The organism is Rossellomorea sp. FS2, from assembly GCF_047915635.1.
In the GTDB taxonomy this organism is placed as follows: Bacteria; Bacillota; Bacilli; order Bacillales; family Bacillaceae_B; genus Rossellomorea; species Rossellomorea marisflavi_A.
This window is the reverse complement of sequence record NZ_JBLRVS010000004.1, coordinates 353,569-371,056: the sequence shown is the minus strand read 5'-3', so window position 1 is coordinate 371,056 and position 17,488 is coordinate 353,569. Positions and strand designations below refer to the sequence as shown.

At 51.9% G+C, this 17,488-nt stretch carries 18 protein-coding genes; 11 read left to right on the top strand and 7 right to left on the bottom strand.

Going from position 1 to position 17,488, the window contains the following annotated elements:
• Window positions 1–63: 63 nt before the first annotated feature.
• Complete coding sequence (locus ACNA6I_RS12635) at window positions 64–2,178, top strand: MMPL family transporter (RefSeq protein ID WP_416313425.1); 2,115 nt, start codon at window positions 64–66, stop codon at window positions 2,176–2,178.
• 38 nt (window positions 2,179–2,216) lie between these two features.
• Here the strand turns inward: ACNA6I_RS12635 and ACNA6I_RS12630 are convergent, their stop codons facing one another.
• Window positions 2,217–2,819: a LysE/ArgO family amino acid transporter gene (locus tag ACNA6I_RS12630; RefSeq protein WP_252266115.1), complete on the bottom strand. Its 603-nt coding sequence runs from the start codon at window positions 2,817–2,819 to the stop codon at window positions 2,217–2,219.
• A gap of 100 nt (window positions 2,820–2,919) precedes the next feature.
• Between ACNA6I_RS12630 and ACNA6I_RS12625 the strand changes: the two genes are divergently transcribed.
• The 7 genes from ACNA6I_RS12625 to ACNA6I_RS12595 are packed head-to-tail and all read left to right on the top strand — an operon-like array spanning window position 2,920 to window position 8,443.
• Window positions 2,920–4,350, top strand: a complete 1,431-nt coding sequence (locus ACNA6I_RS12625; protein WP_416313424.1) for a PLP-dependent aminotransferase family protein — start codon at window positions 2,920–2,922, stop codon at window positions 4,348–4,350.
• The gene (locus ACNA6I_RS12620) at window positions 4,347–5,018 is read left to right on the top strand and encodes a response regulator transcription factor (RefSeq protein ID WP_048013670.1); all 672 of its coding nucleotides are present in this window, start codon (window positions 4,347–4,349) and stop codon (window positions 5,016–5,018) included. The genes ACNA6I_RS12625 and ACNA6I_RS12620 overlap by 4 nt, the downstream gene beginning before the upstream one ends.
• A complete protein-coding gene (locus tag ACNA6I_RS12615; RefSeq protein ID WP_148796062.1) occupies window positions 5,015–6,394 on the top strand; it encodes a sensor histidine kinase in 1,380 nt (459 codons plus the stop codon). Before ACNA6I_RS12620 ends, ACNA6I_RS12615 begins: the two co-directional genes overlap by 4 nt.
• Before the next feature lies 1 nt (window position 6,395).
• Complete coding sequence (locus tag ACNA6I_RS12610) at window positions 6,396–7,202, top strand: DUF6597 domain-containing transcriptional factor (protein WP_416313423.1); 807 nt, start codon at window positions 6,396–6,398, stop codon at window positions 7,200–7,202.
• 15 nt (window positions 7,203–7,217) lie between these two features.
• Window positions 7,218–7,673, top strand: a complete 456-nt coding sequence (locus ACNA6I_RS12605; protein WP_416313422.1) for a VOC family protein — start codon at window positions 7,218–7,220, stop codon at window positions 7,671–7,673.
• 33 nt (window positions 7,674–7,706) lie between these two features.
• Window positions 7,707–8,072, top strand: a complete 366-nt coding sequence (locus ACNA6I_RS12600; protein ID WP_416313421.1) for a hypothetical protein — start codon at window positions 7,707–7,709, stop codon at window positions 8,070–8,072.
• Window positions 8,063–8,443, top strand: coding sequence for a VOC family protein (locus tag ACNA6I_RS12595; protein ID WP_416313420.1), 381 nt, complete (start codon window positions 8,063–8,065; stop codon window positions 8,441–8,443). The genes ACNA6I_RS12600 and ACNA6I_RS12595 overlap by 10 nt, the downstream gene beginning before the upstream one ends.
• A gap of 30 nt (window positions 8,444–8,473) precedes the next feature.
• Here ACNA6I_RS12595 and ACNA6I_RS12590 read toward each other — a convergent pair whose 3' ends face one another.
• Window positions 8,474–9,061 (bottom strand): TetR/AcrR family transcriptional regulator, encoded by a 588-nt coding sequence (locus tag ACNA6I_RS12590; RefSeq protein WP_159129393.1) that lies wholly within the window; start codon window positions 9,059–9,061, stop codon window positions 8,474–8,476.
• A 144-nt stretch (window positions 9,062–9,205) separates the two neighbouring features.
• Here ACNA6I_RS12590 and ACNA6I_RS12585 point away from each other — a divergent pair, with 144 nt between their 5' ends.
• Together ACNA6I_RS12585 and ACNA6I_RS12580 are read left to right on the top strand one after the other, a co-directional pair.
• Window positions 9,206–10,093: an ABC transporter ATP-binding protein gene (locus ACNA6I_RS12585; RefSeq protein ID WP_251527877.1), complete on the top strand. Its 888-nt coding sequence runs from the start codon at window positions 9,206–9,208 to the stop codon at window positions 10,091–10,093.
• Window positions 10,093–11,694 carry an ABC transporter permease gene (locus ACNA6I_RS12580; RefSeq protein WP_416313419.1) on the top strand — a complete coding sequence of 534 codons (1,602 nt, stop codon included), beginning with the start codon at window positions 10,093–10,095 and terminating at the stop codon, window positions 11,692–11,694. The genes ACNA6I_RS12585 and ACNA6I_RS12580 overlap by 1 nt, the downstream gene beginning before the upstream one ends.
• Window positions 11,695–11,746: 52 nt before the next feature.
• Here the strand turns inward: ACNA6I_RS12580 and ACNA6I_RS12575 are convergent, their stop codons facing one another.
• Window positions 11,747–12,985 carry an MFS transporter gene (locus tag ACNA6I_RS12575; protein ID WP_416313418.1) on the bottom strand — a complete coding sequence of 413 codons (1,239 nt, stop codon included), beginning with the start codon at window positions 12,983–12,985 and terminating at the stop codon, window positions 11,747–11,749.
• 159 nt (window positions 12,986–13,144) lie between these two features.
• Between ACNA6I_RS12575 and ACNA6I_RS12570 the strand changes: the two genes are divergently transcribed.
• The gene (locus ACNA6I_RS12570) at window positions 13,145–14,437 is read left to right on the top strand and encodes a helix-turn-helix domain-containing protein (RefSeq protein WP_416313417.1); all 1,293 of its coding nucleotides are present in this window, start codon (window positions 13,145–13,147) and stop codon (window positions 14,435–14,437) included.
• A gap of 37 nt (window positions 14,438–14,474) precedes the next feature.
• Here the strand turns inward: ACNA6I_RS12570 and ACNA6I_RS12565 are convergent, their stop codons facing one another.
• From ACNA6I_RS12565 to ACNA6I_RS12550, 4 genes are read right to left on the bottom strand one after another with little or no spacing between them, the layout of a single operon-like run.
• Window positions 14,475–14,975 carry a VanZ family protein gene (locus ACNA6I_RS12565; protein WP_367259532.1) on the bottom strand — a complete coding sequence of 167 codons (501 nt, stop codon included), beginning with the start codon at window positions 14,973–14,975 and terminating at the stop codon, window positions 14,475–14,477.
• 60 nt (window positions 14,976–15,035) lie between these two features.
• The gene (locus ACNA6I_RS12560) at window positions 15,036–16,487 is read right to left on the bottom strand and encodes a PilX N-terminal domain-containing pilus assembly protein (protein ID WP_416313416.1); all 1,452 of its coding nucleotides are present in this window, start codon (window positions 16,485–16,487) and stop codon (window positions 15,036–15,038) included.
• Between the two features lie 6 nt (window positions 16,488–16,493).
• Complete coding sequence (locus ACNA6I_RS12555) at window positions 16,494–16,916, bottom strand: PulJ/GspJ family protein (protein ID WP_318340856.1); 423 nt, start codon at window positions 16,914–16,916, stop codon at window positions 16,494–16,496.
• Entirely contained in the window at window positions 16,913–17,347 is a 435-nt protein-coding gene (locus tag ACNA6I_RS12550) for a type IV pilus modification PilV family protein (protein WP_053428292.1), read from the bottom strand. The genes ACNA6I_RS12555 and ACNA6I_RS12550 overlap by 4 nt, the downstream gene beginning before the upstream one ends.
• Window positions 17,348–17,488 lie beyond the last annotated feature (141 nt).

The following is a 17,488-nucleotide window of genomic DNA, read 5'->3' as shown; positions in this document are numbered from 1 at the left end:
TTATATTCCCTTGATAGAATGATCCCGTAAGCTTAATCATTCTGTTCATAGGAGTTGTCATACATGAAGAAAGTATTAGCACCCATCACCGATTGGGTATCGACCAAGCGGGGGATGTGGATCACGATCATCACCTGGCTCGTGGTCATGATCGCCCTGAGTGCCGGACCGAAGCTCTCGGACTACAAGGTGTCGGATTTCCAGTCCCTGCCCGATGACGCCAAGTCCATCATCGCAGATCAAAAAGTAGAGAAATACTTCCCAAATGACCAGGGAACTCCGGGGATCCTCGTCTTTCACAATGAAGATGGAAAGGTGAACACAGAGGATGCCAATGAGATCCTGGATGCGATCCGGGCTGAAAAGATCGAAGGCATCGATTCCATCGTGGACATCAGCAAGCTGCCGCCACCGGCCCTGAAAGGATTCACGTCGGAAGACGGTTCCACGATGATCGTTCCGATGAATCTCGAGAAAGGCCTCGGTAATGACGAATACTCGACGATCATCGATAAAGCCTCCGAAATCGGGAACGACGTGGCGAAAGGTCAGGATGGTACAGATTTCTATATTACAGGTCCTGCCGGGATTGCCGGGGACACGGTGAAGCTCTTCGAAAGCGCCGACTTCGTCCTATTGATTGCGACCGTGCTCATCATCCTCGTGCTTCTGATTGCGATTTACCGTTCGCCGCTCCTGGCAATCATCCCGCTTCTCGCGACCGCCATTGTGTATCAGGTTGCCAACCAGGCCATTGCCCTTATGGGGTCGGCTGGTCTTGAGATCAACAACTCGACGACATCGATCATGAGCATCCTGCTCTTCGCCGCCGTTATCGACTATTCACTGTTCGTGTTCTCACGCTATCGTGAAGAGCTCAACCGCCATGAAAGCAAATATGAGTCCATGAAGCAGGCCATGAGGGCGACGGGAGAACCGGTCTTTTTCGCCGGGGGTACCGTGCTTGCCGCCATGCTCATCCTCTTCTTCGCGAATTTCCGTGATTACTCGAACTTCGCGCCGGTGTTCGGTATGGCCATGCTCGTGATCATGCTCGCATCCATCACCCTTGTCCCGGCATTGTTCACCCTGTTCGGACGGAAAGCCTTCTGGCCGAAAGTACCGAAATATGGCCAAGAGAAAGAAGTGAAGCACAAGTTCTGGGGACCGGTCGCCAAATTCGTAGTGAAAAAACCGATTGTTGCCGGAGGGGCCGTCGCGGTGTTCATGATCATCACCGCCGCCAACGTCCTGAATCTTGAATTTGAATTCAATATGGTCAAATCCTTCCCGGATGATCTGCCATCCCGCGTTGGATATGAAATCGTCGAAGAACAGTTTGATAAAGGGGAACTCGCTCCTGCTACGTTCTTGGTGGAGAGCAAAAAAGAGCTCTCTGATGAATCCGTTAAGGCCCTTCAGGAAAAACTGGATTCCTATAAAGAAGTGGCATCGGTCAGGCTAACAGGGGTGACGGATGATCGTGACGCTGCATCGTACAGCATCGCGTTGAATACCGACCCTTACTCAGTGGAAGCGATGGATTTCATGAAAGAAATCCGCGACAATGGCGATCGCCTCCTGAAGGATGCATCGATCTCAGGTGATTCCCATGTAGCGGGTGTGACGGCGAAGCTCGTCGACGAACGCGACGTGAACAACCGGGATATTTTAACCATCGTTGTCCTGGAGAGCGTCCTGATTCTTGCCCTTCTTTTCTTCCTGACCCGTTCATGGAAGATGCCGTTCTACATGATGGCGACGATCCTGATTTCATACGCATCGGCACTGGGTGCGGGACTTTTCCTCATCGACGTGTTCTTCGGATATGATGCCATCAGCACGAGGGTGCCGGTCTATGCCTTCATCTTCCTCGTCGCCCTCGGGATCGATTACAACATCATCCTTGTCTCGCGCTTCATGGAAGAACGCAGGGTGCACGGGGTGAAGAAAGGACTCGAGATCGCCATACGCAATACAGGAGGCGTCATCTCGTCGGCCGGGGTCATCCTTGCGGCAACGTTCGCAGCCCTCATGACGATGCCGATCGCCGACTTGTTCATCTTCGGATTCATGGTATCAATCGGGATCCTGATCGACACCTTCCTGGTCCGCGGCATGCTGCTTCCGGCCCTCATCCTCTTCTTTGAGAAGGATAAGAAGGAAGCAACGGAATAACGTGAAGAACCACAGGCTTATGAGGCCTGTGGTTTCTTTTAAACCAAACCGGAGAGAAGATAAAGGGCCATGGCCCAGATGAAAAGGGCAGAGCATTTGTTGAATACCGTCATCACTCTTCCAGCCGGATCAACATGCTTCATGGTAGATCCTGCGAAGATAAGTCCGAGGAACCATAGCCATGAAACACCGATACAGGCACAGGTGAATAGGAGTAGATCCATTCCGGTATATGCCAATGCGCTCGTCCCGATGACCCCGACCGTGTCAAGGATGGCGTGGGGGTTGAGGAGCGAGACGGAAAGGGCAAAGACCATCTGCTGTTTGATCGGCATGGCACCATGAGTCGAAGCACTTGCTCCTTCGATCTGCCAGAGGGACCACCCCATATAGACCAGGAACAGGACTCCGCCGATGATCAATCCTGTCCGAAGCCAATCAAACGTAAAGACGATGACGGATAAGCCGGTGACTGATAACAGAATGAGTAGGGTATCGCACAGGGAAGCAGTGACTGCTGCTGGTAGTGCCTTCGGAATGGAAGGCTGTGCTGCCCCCTGGGAAAAGACAAACACATTTTGCACACCTAAAGGAAGGATAAGACCGACTGCCAGTAGGATACCATGAAGAAGGGCGTCCATTGCACCATCTCCTTTCTTCTTTCATCATACTGTGTTACAACTAAAAGAAAACAACCAATTGGATGGTTTTTCACCCATCCAATTTTCAAAGGAGAACAGGATGGACTGGAAACCCAATCGCCACGCCGTGATCAGCATTCATCGGCAGATCACCGATCGGATCAAAGCCTTGATAGAAAGAGGGGATTGGAGCACCGATATGCGAATTCCCCCTCAAAGGAAGCTTGCAGAAGAATTCGATGTAAACCGAAGTACCATCCAGGCAGCCTTGGATGAGTTGAAAGCAGACGGATATCTTGAAGGGAGGGTCGGTTCCGGCATCTATGTTACCGGGAATGCATGGAACCTTCTGATGGACCAAGCGCGTCCGAACTGGCAGCGTCACATTGAAACCGGCGTCCACAAGCCCAATTACCACACCATTCAATTAATCAATGACTATGAGCAAAAAGACGATATCATCAGACTCGGCACAGGAGAACTGTCACCGGACCTCCTACCTGCCAGGGAACTGGAAGAATCCCTTCGTTCCATTACCCTTGATGCACGGGCCATCGGATATTCATCGCCACAAGGCAGCATAAAGCTCCGGGAAGCCCTATCCGCCCGACTTGAGAAACGGGGCATCACGGTATCTTCTGATAATATCTTGATCGTTTCAGGAGCCCTGCAGGCCCTCCAACTCATCGCCGTCGGTTTGTTGGAGGAAGGGGCGACGGTGTTCCAGGAGGGTTCCTCCTATCTCAACTCTGTCCATCCGTTCCAATCAGCGGGCATGCGGATGCAAGCCGTCAACAGAGACGGAACGCTATCTTCCAGGATCCGTAGCCTAAAAGGGCAATCCCTTTTTTATTGCGTCCCGACCCTGAATAATCCTACGGGTTACAGTTGGACAGTAGAGGAGAAAAAATCATTCTACACCCTCTGTCGTGACGCCCGGATTCCAATCATTGAAGACGATGTGTACCATGAACTTCAGTTCGGGGAAGGCAGCCCACCGTTGAAGGCCATGGATGAAGCTGGCCATGTCCTCTACCTGGGCAGTGTGTCGAAGACTTTAAGCCCCGGTCTTCGAATCGGATGGATCGTGGCCCCGACGCCTGTCATCAAGAGACTCGCTGATATCAAGATGCAGACCGATTATGGCTCAAGTGCGTTTTCACAAGAAATCGTAGCTCACTGGATGATGTCCGGAAGGTATGATCGGCATGTGGAGAGGCTTCGTACGCGTCTGCAGGAGAGGGCGGAACGAATGGAAAATATCTTATTGCGGCAGTATCAGGATATTGCTACGTGGAATCGTCCATCTGGAGGTTTCTATATCTGGATCCGATTCCACGCGCCCATTGTGAATAAAGCCTTGTTTCTGAAGGCACTGCAGCGGAAGGTCCTCTTGAATCCAGGATATATCTATGACCCTGGTGATGCTCATCACATCCGCTTGTCGTTTGCGTATGCATCGCTGGATGAGATGAAAATCGGCTTACACCAATTGCGTAAAATCATAGAAGAAAGGAGGGATGCGCCATGAAGATCCTTGTCGTAGATGATGATCTCCATATCCAGCGTCTCGTATCCATCCACCTCACCAAGGAAGGCTACCACGTGCTGAAGGCATCGGATGCCGATGAGGCCCTGCACCTATTGGAGGAAGAAAGGGTGGATCTCGCCATCGTCGACGTGATGATGCCGGGGATGAACGGGTTCGACCTGACGAAGATCCTGACGGAGGACCTGTCCATCCCCGTTATCCTCCTGACCGCAAAAGGACAGCTTGAGGATAAGGAAAAAGGATTTCTTTCCGGGACGGAGGATTACATCGTGAAGCCCTTCGAACCGAAAGAGCTTTTGTTCCGCGTCCAGGTGATCCTCAGGCGCTATGAGCGCAGTATGCGGGATGAGATCGTGATGGGGAACACGTCCATCAACCGGAAGACCTTCGAGGTGGTCATCAATCAGGAAACGCTGATCCTGCCGCTGAAGGAATTCGAAATCCTCTATACCCTGATGGGACGGGCCAATAAGGTGACGTCCCGCGGGCTATTGATCGAGGAAATCTGGGGCCTTGAAGAAGAAGGGACCGAGCTTCGACTCAACACCCATATGAACCGGATCCGGGACCGCCTGAAAAAGCACGGCGCGAGCATCGAGATCCAGACGGTCCGCGGTGTCGGCTACCGGTTGGAGGGGGCGCAATGAAGACCTTGTACAAGCAGTTCATCGCCGCCACTCTCCTGATCCTGGTCGTCAGCACCGTCCTCGGCTTTTTCCTCGCCAACTTCTTCTATATGAACTACACGAAGAAGAAAACCGATCAGCAGCAGGAGGACCGGGCGCGGGAGATCGTGAAGGTCCTCGACTCCATGCACCACTCCGGGGAGAGTTTCGACCGTTATCTTGATTCGATCTCGAAGCTCGGCTATCAGATTTATGTGACAGACGGACAAGGTGACGAGCGTTTCTACGGCCTGCCTTTTAAAAATGATGAGTTCCCGAAAGAAGCAGAACGGGTCCTGACCGATGGGGACGTCTACCACGGCATCAGCAATTTCTCGACCCTGAACTTCATGTTCGGACATTTTTCCAATGAGCTGCAAAATACGGTAGGAGTGCCGTTCGAGTACGAGGGGAAACCATACGGCCTGTTCATCCGGTCCGATACAAAGCTTCTGGCATCGGACTTTCATACGGTCCTTGCCGGGTTCATCGCCGTCATCGCCATACTCAACATTGTCGGCATGATGATGCTCGCCAAGCAGCTCACCCGTCCGATTTCGAAGCTGACGGAAGCGACGAGGCAGGTGTCGCAGGAGAACTTCAGCTACCCCATCGATATCCACCGGAAGGACGAGATCGGGGAGCTGTCCGAGAGCTTCCACCGCATGCAGGATCAGCTTCTTCATAATGATCGGGCCAGGAAGTCGTTCATCAGCTCCGTCTCCCATGACTTCCAGTCGCCCCTCATGAACATACAGGGCTATGCGGGTCTGTTGAAGACCGCAGAAGGGGAGGAAGACCGGATTGAATATGCCGAGGTGATCGAGAGGGAGACGAAGCGGCTGTCGAATCTGACCAAGCAGCTCCTGCTCCTCACCTCCCTGGACCAGGAAGCCTACCCTCTCAAGGTCACGGATTTCCGTCTGGATGAACAGCTGAAAGCCGTCATCCGGAAGTACCGCTGGCGGATGGATGAGGAAGGGATCGAGCTCTCCTACAAACTTCCGGCCGTTGCCATCAGGGCGGACGAAGAGCTCCTGGAGAACGTATGGGAAAATCTCCTCACCAACGCCATCAAATACAACCGCGAAGACGGGACGATCGGAATCACCCTCGAGCAGGACGGGGAGACCCGGGTCATCATCAGCGACACGGGAATCGGCATCTCAGGAGACGAAGTGTCACAGGTGTTCGATAAATTTTACCGCGTCGATGATTCGCGGACAAAAGAGGGGACGGGTCTCGGCCTTTCCATCGTGCGGCAGATCATCTCCCTTCATGGAGGAGAAGTGGCCATCGAAAGCGAATTGGGTAAAGGAACGCGCTTCATCATCACCCTGCCTTCAAAGGAGAATTAACATGGTGCCATTCCGCCCCATTGTCATGACAAGTCCCAATACGGATTACCGGGAATATCGACCACACCCCGCCCTCACATCGTTCATCGTCTGCTACTGGCAGTCGGTGCCGAAAGAGGGGGGCGATGGTCGGACGTTAACAAGCATCATCGTCCCCGACGGGTGCACGGATATCATTTACGACAAGGATTCATTGACGGGCCGGTACGAATGGTCTTACTGCGGGATGTTCGATGACTATTTCCATGCCACCAGTCCGGGAGGGGCCGGGTCTGTCACATGGGGCATCCGGTTCTACCCGGGGGCCTACCATCGCATCATCCGGGATCAGGCATCAAGCTTCACAGGAACCACGGTGCTTCTCGATGATTTGTCACCGGATCTTCTGAGGGAACTGACGGGTCTCGCTGAATCGGGCATGAGTGTAGCATCCCTTGACTCTTTTTTTCTAAAGAAACGAGGTGCTCATTCAGCGTCCGACAGATCCATCCAGGCGAACGCCGCAGTTTATTCGATCCTGGAGGGTAAAGGGATCCGGTCGGTTAAGGAAATTGCGGCTGAACAGTTCCTTTCCACCCGGACCCTCTCCCGGCTTTTCTCAGACTACGTCGGGCTCACGCCGAAGAAGTTCAGCGCCGTCATCCGGTTCCAGTCCCTTGTCTCGGATTATGTGAGAAGCGGAGCCAGCAATGTCGGGGAAGCTTCCGCCTCCTTTTATGACCAGTCCCATCTTTACCATGACATCCTGAAGAAGACGGGGAAGACCCCGTCCCAGCTCAAACTGTCCGATTTTTACAATCATTCCTGAAGGGGATCCTGTACGATGGAGAGGAAAGGGGAAATGAATATGATTCCACAGCGAATATCACTCGTTACACTGGGGGCGGAGGATCTGCCGAAGCTCCGTGCCTTCTATCAATCACTGGAATGGGAGGAAGCAGACTTCAGTTCGGATACATACGGCGTCTTCAAAACGGCCGGGGTCATGCTCACCCTGTTCCCTCATGAGGAGCTGGAGAAGGATGCCGGCGTCCCACTTGCCAAACCGACGGAAGGCTACAAGCCTGTCACCCTCGCCATCAACGTGGAAGAAAAAGAAGAAGTCGACCGTATCATCGACACCGTCCGGTCGAAGGGGGGCACCATCCTCCGCGAACCGAGCGACGCCTTCTGGGGAGGGCGCACCTCCTATTTTGCCGACCTGGAGAAGAATCTGTGGGAAGTGGCGTGGAATCCTTCTTCGACGTTCGATGAGCGAGGTGCGATGCTGACTTTTTAAAAGTCGGCATTTTTTTGATGAAAGGAATGAAGGATGATGACCTGTGAATGTGTAACTGGTACACCCACAAAAATCCGGATTGAAGGCGACGTCGGTGCCGACCCCATCTGGTGCCATTCGTGCGGAAGTAACCTCGAGTTGGATGATTTGCATCTCTCCAATCTGTTATCAAGGGAGCTGGATGAGTGGGGTCAAACATACGGGGAATGGATCGATTGGGACCATGATAAACTCCGGGCCGGTGGAATCGAAATGGAGGAAGCCTTCAACCAAAAGGGCAGCGGGCTCGCGTCCAAGGTGAAAAAAGAGCTTGTGGGAAGATTCGAAGTCACCTTCATGCCCTCCACCAGTGCCCGGTTTTATGCCTCCATGGAAAGGCGACAGTCTTGGTGGAATTGACCCACACGAGGATTCTGGTCGACCGCTATAAAGAGTGCTTCCTATTTTACCGGGACGTGCTCGGTTTCAAGGTTGCATGGGGAGATGAGGAATCGAATTATGCGGACTTCGAGTTCGATGGATTGAAGCTCGGGGTTTTCGACCGCAGGCAGATGGCGGCAGCGATCGGCGATGTGTACCGGAGAGATGATTCCCGGACGGACCGCGTGGCTTTGATCTTCAAGGTGGCGGATGTTGCCCGTTCTTATGAGGAATGGAAGGAAAGAGTCGATTTCATAACGGAGCCTGTGGAACAGCAGGAGTGGGGCATCAAGGTCGCTCATTTCCGCGATCCGGACGGGGCGCTGCTTGAAATCTATGAAAACCTATAAAAAGGAGGGTGGCATGCCACTCTCCTTTTTCTATTCCTGTTTCCCCTTCATGATGCCATAAAAGAAAATTTTGTTGATATCCTCCGTCAGGGGAAGCGCCTTTGTATAGTTTTCCTCATTCTCCATATAGGTTCTGAGCATCTCCAGGTAAAATCGGATCGCGTCCTCTGAAAGGGAATCATCCACGTATCCCTGATCTTTTCCTTCCTGGATCAGCTGACTGAAGTAAGGAACGACTTTTTCTTCGTAAAGGTTCTCGAATAGATTTCCTTCTGTTGAATACTGTTTCATCAGGTACTGATAAAATTCCTCATGGATCTGTTGTGCGACCTCTTTTTTACTGAACATGATCATGCGGATCTTATCAGGAAAGGGGAGGTCACTGTGCACGAGCTCCTCGAACTGGGAAGAAGCGCTCTCGATGTAAAAGACGAACACGTCATATGTCAACTGATGCTTGCTTTCAAAGTAGTTGTAGATTGTCACTTGGGAAACGCCGGCTTCCTTGGCGATTTCAGCGATTGATACCTTCTGGATGCCATTCTTCATGAAAAGGGTCAGGGCGGCAAGAAGGATCGCCTGTTTCTTCTGTTCGCGACGGCGTTGGAATCCATCCATTTCATTCACCTCCCCATTAGTGTACTTAATTTTATGAAATATAACAAATGAATTAGTTCAAAACTTGTTGTGGAATCTGTTTGGTTTGTATATTATGAAATAAAGTAGTTTAAAAAGTTCATAACTTTCGAGGGGTGTATCAGAATGGAAATTGTACACACAGAAGCGCTCAGAAAGACGTTTGGTTCGTTTCAAGCACTGAATGACGTCCAGCTCTCCATCAACCAAGGGGAGATCTACGGGTTCATCGGTCCGAATGGAGCCGGAAAATCCACAACGATCCGAATATTGCTCGGGATCCTCCGGTCGACGGGAGGGAAAGCCTCCATCTTCGGAAAGGATGTGTGGAGAGATGCGGTAGAGATTCATAAGCGCCTTTCTTATGTACCGGGTGATGTGACGCTCTGGCCGAACCTGACCGGGGGAGAAGTCATCGACCTCTTCCTGAAGATGAAAGGTGGAGCAGATCCCGCGCGACTGAAGAAGCTTATGGAGCGTTTTGACTTCGATCCGAGGAAGAAGTGCAGGACCTATTCGAAGGGGAACCGGCAGAAGGTCGCACTGATTGTGGCCTTCGCGTCCGATACGGAGCTGTTCATATTCGACGAACCGACGTCGGGATTGGATCCCCTCATGGAAAGGGTGTTCCAGGAGTATGTGCTCGAAGCGAAGGAGCGGGGGCACAGCGTCCTGTTATCAAGCCACATCTTATCGGAGGTCGAGCGATTATGCGACCGGGTCGGGATCATCCGGAAGGGGACGATGGTTGAGCAGGGAAGCCTTGATGAGCTGCGACATCTGACGCGGACGACACTTTATGTTGAAACAAAAGAGGCCTTGGATGATCTTGGGCAGAGGAGTGGGGTCCATGACCTGAAGGTTTCCGGTGCAGGCATGACGTTCCAGGCGGACCGGGATGAGCTTGGTTCCATCATGAAGGCCATCAGTGAAAAGGGGCTGGTGAAGATCGAGAGCTCACCGCCGACCCTCGAAGACCTGTTCATGCGTCATTATGAAGGAGATGAAGGGTGATGGAGGGACGATTTCATCAAACGGGGACCCTGATCAGCCTGATGCTCAGACGAAATCGGCTCTATCTTTCCGCATGGGTCGTCTCCTTAACGGTTCTTACCATCGTGACCGCTTTGTCGTACGCAGGGATGTACGGGAATGACCAGGAAAGGCAGGCCATGGCGGAAACGATGAAGAATCCCGCCATGACTGCCATGGTAGGGAAGGGATACGGCCTGTCGGACTACACCGATGGGGCGATGCTCAGTCACCAGATGCTGTTGTTTACCATGATCGCTGCAGCCATCATGAGCATCCTGCTTGCTTCGCGTCACACGCGGGGGGAGGAAGAGGATGGACGGATGGAGATGATCCATGCGCTTCCCGTGGGAAGGGCGGCGAATCTGTCGGCCGTGCTGGTGCTCATCCTCATGGCGAATGGGGGTCTGGCCGTTTTCTTGACAGGCGGGCTGGTGTCCCTTGGGATTGACAGTATAAGCCTTGGCGGTTCCCTCCTCTATGGGATCGCCGTCGGGAGTGCCGGCATGATCTTCGGAACCGTGACCCTGGTAGCGGGACAGCTATTCGGCAGCACGGTGGGGACGCTTGGCTGGAGCTTTGCCTTCCTCGGTCTTTCCTATCTACTGAGGGCCATCGGGGACGTGGGCGATCTGTTCCTCACCTGGTGTTCACCCCTCGGCTGGCTCCTTGAAACCCGGGTCTTCGTGCAGAATATATGGTGGCCGCTCCTCCCTGCGGCGGGCTGGATCGTGCTTGTGGCCTGGTTGGGCTTCAGGTTGAATGCTTCCAGGGACATCGGAAGCGGTCTGATACCGGCGAAAGCAGGGAGGGAGCGAGGATCAAGGTGGCTTACCGGTCCATTCGGACTCATGCTCAGGATCCAGCGGACGTCGTTGATCTCATGGGCCATCGGGATGCTGCTTCTGGGCGTGTCCTATGGTTCCGTCTTCGGTGACCTTGAAGCATTCCTGTCGGGGAATGAAGAGCTTGCCGCCATGCTGCCCGATGCATCCGGCCACAGCCTGACCGAACAATTCATGACCCTCATGATGATCGTCATCGCTGTCCTCGGCACGATCCCACCCCTCCTATTCCTTCATAAAGTAAGGAGCGAGGAGAAAAAAGGCACCCTTGAGCACCTTCTAGCAGGTCCGGTGTCTAGAATGCGTGTCCTTTGGCAGTATGTCCTGATCTCGATCCTATGGGGTGGCCTCGTGATCCTGCTCGCCATCGTGGGCTTATGGGCATCGGCATCGATGGTGATGGAAGAGCCCATCCCACTTGCGAATATGATCGCCTCGGGGATGGTGTATCTGCCGGCTCAGTGGTGCATGCTGGCTGTGAGCACGTTTTTCATAGGGGTAAGGCCACGGCTCCTCATCTTCACCTGGGGTTATCTTGTTTATTCATTCCTGGTTGTGTACCTCGGTGGGATGCTCGACCTTCCGGAGATGGTGAATCGATTGACTCCGTTCGGCTATATTCCTCGTCTGCCGGTGGAGTCATTCGAGGCAGGTCCGTTCCTGCTTATCTGTGCCTTCGCCATTCTATTCATGGTGGTCGGTGCATGGGGGTACAGAAAGAGGGATCTCCAAGGGTGATACAAAAAGGCATGGACCGTCGACCGGTTCATGCCTTTTCGATTTGGGACAGTTAGGCTGTTGAGCTCTCCAGGGATTCTTCGATATCGATATTCCGTGTATCCTTCATGAGCATCGTCACGCACCCGATGGCCGCGATCCATAGCCCGCAGAACAGGAAGACCCATGACACGCCGACAAGATCCGTGAGCCAGCCCATCAATAGGGAGGACACCGGTATCAAGAGGACGGAGGCACTGGTCAGGATCCCGTTCACCCGTCCGCGGAGATTCTCAGGGACGATGACCGCCATGATCGTCTGCAGCATGATATTGGCCGTGGTGACGAAGAACATGGCCGATCCATAGAGGATGAAGGCGATAGACATGGTGTGGATCAGGGCCATGGAAGCAAGAAGGGTCCCTGAGAAGATAAAGCCTGCCGCCATGAGGAGAGAGGGCCGGACCTTCTTCTGGATGTACCCGATGATGATCCCGGCAATGACGCCGCCGACAAGTCCTGCCGAATTCAGGAAACCGAAATCCTTCGCATCTCCCCCGTACTGACTGCTCGTCAGCACGACGAGGAGGGGACCGAATGAAGCGATGTTGATGACGACACAAAGGAGGGCAATCCTCTTCAGGACCGGGTGGTCTTTGATCGCCTCGATTCCCTGGCGCATCTGGGTGCGCATGGACGGCCGCTCTTCTTCCGGTGCTTCTTTATCGAAGGGCTTCAGCACCCGGATGAATGTCAATGCCAAAGCAGAGAACAGGAAGGCGACCGAGTTGATGAGGATACTGCCGGCCAGGGAGAACAAGGTGATCAAGAACCCCGAGGACGCATTGCCGGCCAGGGAAGACAGCTGACTGGTGGAGGATTTCATTCCATACAAGGATGCCACCTTATCCTTGCTCACGATATTGGGGACCACCTTGTTCTCTGCTGGATTCGTGATACTGTAGGCAAGGTAAAGAAGGAAGACGACGGCATAGATGATGAAGACAAGGGTGAGACCATCCACATAAAGGGAAGATAAAAACAGAATACCCAAAAGGATGCTTGCCGAAAGAAGGGAAAGCCGCAATAGTTTCACAGGATCAAAACGGTCGACCAGGACGCCTGCAAGGGGGCTCGCCACCACCATGGCAATCGTACTTAAAGCGGCTATGACGGACGCTCCGAAGGCTGAGCCCGTTTCTGAATAGATGAACCACATCATGGCGAGATTGAACACCGTGCTGCCATAGGTGGATGTGACGTCGCTGATCAGCATGAGAACGATGTTCCGTTTGGTTGGGGAAGCCTTCAATGGAAATACCTCCAGATTATGGTTTTTAAGATTGATAAAATCGTACCACTATTTTCTAGGGAATGGAACTGGAAATTTGAATTTAATTAAAATTTTTATGGGTAAGGGAGATTCGGAGTGTGATATAATGAGTATCATTAAAGTTGGAGGTGTCGCGTGATGGGGCAGATTGGAAAGAGGATTCGCCAGATCCGGAAGCAAAAAGGAAAAACACTGGCTGATGTGGCCGGCGATAAGCTTTCGGTGAGTATGTTGAGCCTGATTGAAAATGGGAAATCCAACCCCACCATGGACAACCTCCGGCATATTGCCCGGATGCTTGAAGTGGGCGTCAGTGAATTGATCGGGGAAAGTGAAGGGGAAACGAAGGAGCTTTGGAGACAGGTAGAGGAGTATTTATCGGAAAAAGGATTTACCGATCCTGACCGGGTGTACGGCCTGATCCATCCCCATCTCGATGAAATTGCGCACACGTACCACGGTGCGGAGGTCTTTAAGATGTATGCCTATCTATTGGCCCTGAAGGGGGATCAGGCAGGCGCCACTCAATATATTGAAAAAGCCGAAGGTGTCTTTCTCAACCTGGGGCACAGGCAAAAAGCGACCGAGACCCGTCGGGATCTTTCCATGTTCCATTTCCTGAACGGTCAGTACGAAGAAGCACTGGAGACAATCCTGGAACTCAAACGGTTGATGGAGAATGAGCCTGAGATGATCGATAACCCCTCCTTAAAGATTAAGGTGTTTTACAACATCGGTGGGATTCACCTGGCTCTAGGTAACCGGGAAGCAGGCAGGGAATTTCTATATGAAGCAGCACAGGAGAGTGCCCGGACGAGGGATATGACTAGGGACCATGAAATCCTTTCAAACGGTGGGTATCTTGCCTTGATTCAAGGGGACATGGAGAGGTACCGCTACTATGAGGATCGTTTGGCGCTGCTCATCCAGATGACGGATGCAGAAGAAGTCCGGTTTGCCTATTACTTTTTAAAGATGTTGCACGCCTATCTAATAGAAGGAAATCCTGAAGAAATCATTGGCCTTCATGCCCTTTATGAGGAGAAACCCGTTAAAGACAAGGCAATGAAGCTTGTGATGGACAGTTATATGCATCTTTATCTGGGCATCGCTTTCTTTCATCTCGGTGAGCATGGCAAGGCACTGGGGTATCTTTCTCAAGTACACGTACAGAATCCCATGGCCCGGCATCCTTATGACGTGGCCACCAAAGCAGAATCGTATGCCTACACTGCCCTGATCCACCTTCGGAAAAGGGAATCAGAAGAAGCCAGGAAAGAAGCGATTGCTGGGAGAGAGGCCGTACTTCCACTTGTTGACCATCCGTCAAGGGACTTTGTCCTTTCCGTATATGAAGAAGTCATGAATCAAACCGGTGCCATGAAGGAGCCACAAGGTTCCCTTCATGCAAAATGGAAAGAGCAGCTATAAGAAAAAGGAACGGGAGCCACGCTTCCCGTTCCTTTTCTTATGCCGCTTTCCCGCGCTTAGAATTCGTCTTGGATACGAATAACAGTTTCTGCACCCAATCCCACGTAAAGATCCAATAGCCGATCAGACTGCCGCTGACGTTCAGGATGATGTCATCCACATCGAAGCTACCCGTTTTGGTGATGAGCTGGGTCGATTCTACACCCAAGATCATGATGGTCATGGTGAGGATCAACGCTTTGACACTGCGCATCCTACGGAAAAGGAGTGGCAGGTAAAGGCCCATTGGAAGGAAGGCAATGAGATTCCCTCCCAGGTTCGTGATCGGAATGTTGAGGGGAAGAGAACCGTTGACGAGAGCCTGCACATAGCTCCAGATCGTACGGAACGGTATGAAATTCGAGCTGAAGCGGATGTACTGGGCATACGTGATCTCGCTTGCCCCGAATGTCCTTTGATCAAGGAAAAGCAAGTTCACGCAGACGGCGATGTAGACAATAAAGCTTAGGATGATAATCGATTTGATGATGCGTTTCATGGTAGGTACCTCCGAATAGATTCTCGCCTATTATACCAATTATTAGTAGTATTGGGAGGTTTATTTCTCCCGGACCGGGTCGGAGGTGATGAGTCCTTCAGGGATTTCGGTGCTTCCGCCTGTTGCAAACGGGACTTCATTGAGATTGATTGATTCATAGATGACATCTGCCCCTCCAGCTCCTTCAAACGACCTGGACACGATCATGCCTTTGACCGTACCACCTCCAAGTACTTGAAATGTCGAATTCGGAGCGTAGATGAGGGTGGAATACGCACGCGCACCACCGGTGATGGTCACATTCTTTCCTCCTGTGAAAATGTGACCCTGAAATCCGCCGCTTCCGTTCATTTCGATATCTGCATTTTCTGCATAGAGGGAACCGAAGATCTTCTGATTGCCTCCCAGTTTGACGTTGGATGATGCGGTGGATTTAGCAAGGTAGATGTTCAGGCGCTTGATGTCGCCATCATTATTCACCGTGCTCCCGGATCCCATGCTGATCTCGTTCTTGACGTAGATCGTGAGTTTGCCTGTCCCTTTCAGGATGATGTGTCCGTTTTGAACGTTGAGGTGATCCACCACGATGGCTTTGTCCGTATTTCCGACATTGATATAAAGGGTATAATTGGAGCCCATTTTGATTTCCTTGAAGGCGGTATTGTTATTAAGCTTGAGTTCATAATCAGCTGCAAGATAGTTATCCACCTGCAGGACCCCATTGTTGATCACATTGTATTTATTGTATTCATTTCCCACTGTCACATTTGGGTGAAGCGGGTAGCTTGGGTAGGAAGGAAAAGGAGGTAGCTGAAACTGTGCCTGTTCCTTGAATGGTTGAGGTTGCGGGACCTTCATATAATCAGGTTTATAAATGGCTATATTCTCCGATCCCTTTGGTACATAGATATTCCCGTCGATCCCCGCACCACCATCGAATCGAATCGTGCTTGCGGCCTTGGAATTCGTCCCCATATTTCCTTTGATGTGGGCTCCGCCGGAAAGGGAAATGGTTGTATCGGTGTATACGGCCAGGTCTTTGTTGAGGGGAAGTCCGCCCTTCATCTCCCAGCTGATCGTAAACGTCTTCTCTAGCTGCTTGGACCGTTTTCCGATGGTACCGACAGAGGTGATCATATATTGGCGGGGGTTTTCACCCGATACCTTGGCGATGGTCACTTTGGCTGAAGGCTTCTCTCCGAAAGAAGAGGCGAAATCAGTGAGAGTCGTCGTTTTCACGATTTGGGATTCCAGGTTGGTGTAAAAGCCGGGTGCGGTCGATTGAAGTGGGTAGAGCTTGCGCGCAGCATCCTCAGCAGCCTTCATTTGCTTGGTGATGCCGGCTTCGGCGATGTAATAGGCGGATTGATTGTCCCGTTCGGATGAAGTGGTCTTCGTATTATTGATGACGATGCTCATCACACCCATCCCGAGCACTGTCAGGACGGTCATGAGAAGGAGGACCATCAGAAGGGACATGCCCCGTTCATTCGTGAGGTGTTTTTTAAACATGACTGATCACTTCCTTATGTACAGTGTCGTGGATAATGAGGATGCTTTTTGGTTTCCGTTTGCCTTGCTCTTGATGGTAAGGGTGATGTTCCCGTCTTTTTGGACAGCGGAGAAGGAGGCGATATTCTCTCCAATTGTTTTGGACCCTTTTTGCAGGGTGCTGCCTTTAAGCTCGATCTTGCCTGTATCCGTCTGGATGGTGTTGTTGGTAACGGAGATCGAAGTGGCGGAACGGATTTCTTTCGTCAGGAGGTTCATGGCAAGCCTGATATCTGCTTCGTGGGAAACCTGTTCCGTTTGATTGACGAACTGCTTTTGTCCAAAGATCTGGACATTGGCGATCAGCACCATGACGATGGCGAGGACGACCATGGCCCCCAGCAGTTCAATCAGGGTGACGCCGCGTTCATTATGAATCAGCTTCTTCATGGTGTTTTCCCCCAGCGGTTGATCGTCTCCATCTGAGCGAGGAGCTTGCTCTTCCCGGAATTCGGGTACACCTTGACCAGGACACTGGATAGCCCGTCCACCGGTGCTTTGATAGAGATTTCGATATAGGCATCTGACGTTTCTTTTTTATAGTAGTAGCGCTCTGTGTCTTTTCTTAGGTAGGTGATGTTTTTCAATGAGCCGATCGAGGTTTCATTCAGCGTGGTCATCTGCTGGTGGAGCTCTTCCATCGTCGTCTGGGCGACGTAGGTGGCATCCAGCATATCCTCCGACACTTTTGTCGAGGTCATGGAGTGGCCGAACAGGGGCACGAATACCGCCAGGATGACGCTTAAGATGACCAGTGACGCAAGAATTTCAACAAGGGTGACACCGCGGGCGTTCCGCGTATATTGAAGGATCCATTTCATGGTTTGACCATCCTTTGTTTCCGTATTTTTCTATTCATATAGTACCATAGACTGTCAGGCTTTTGGGTTATTTTTGGCGCATGGGGACGGTTCCGATGTGCCACTTACTTGAAGATGGACCTTCCATAAGATTTGAGCCTG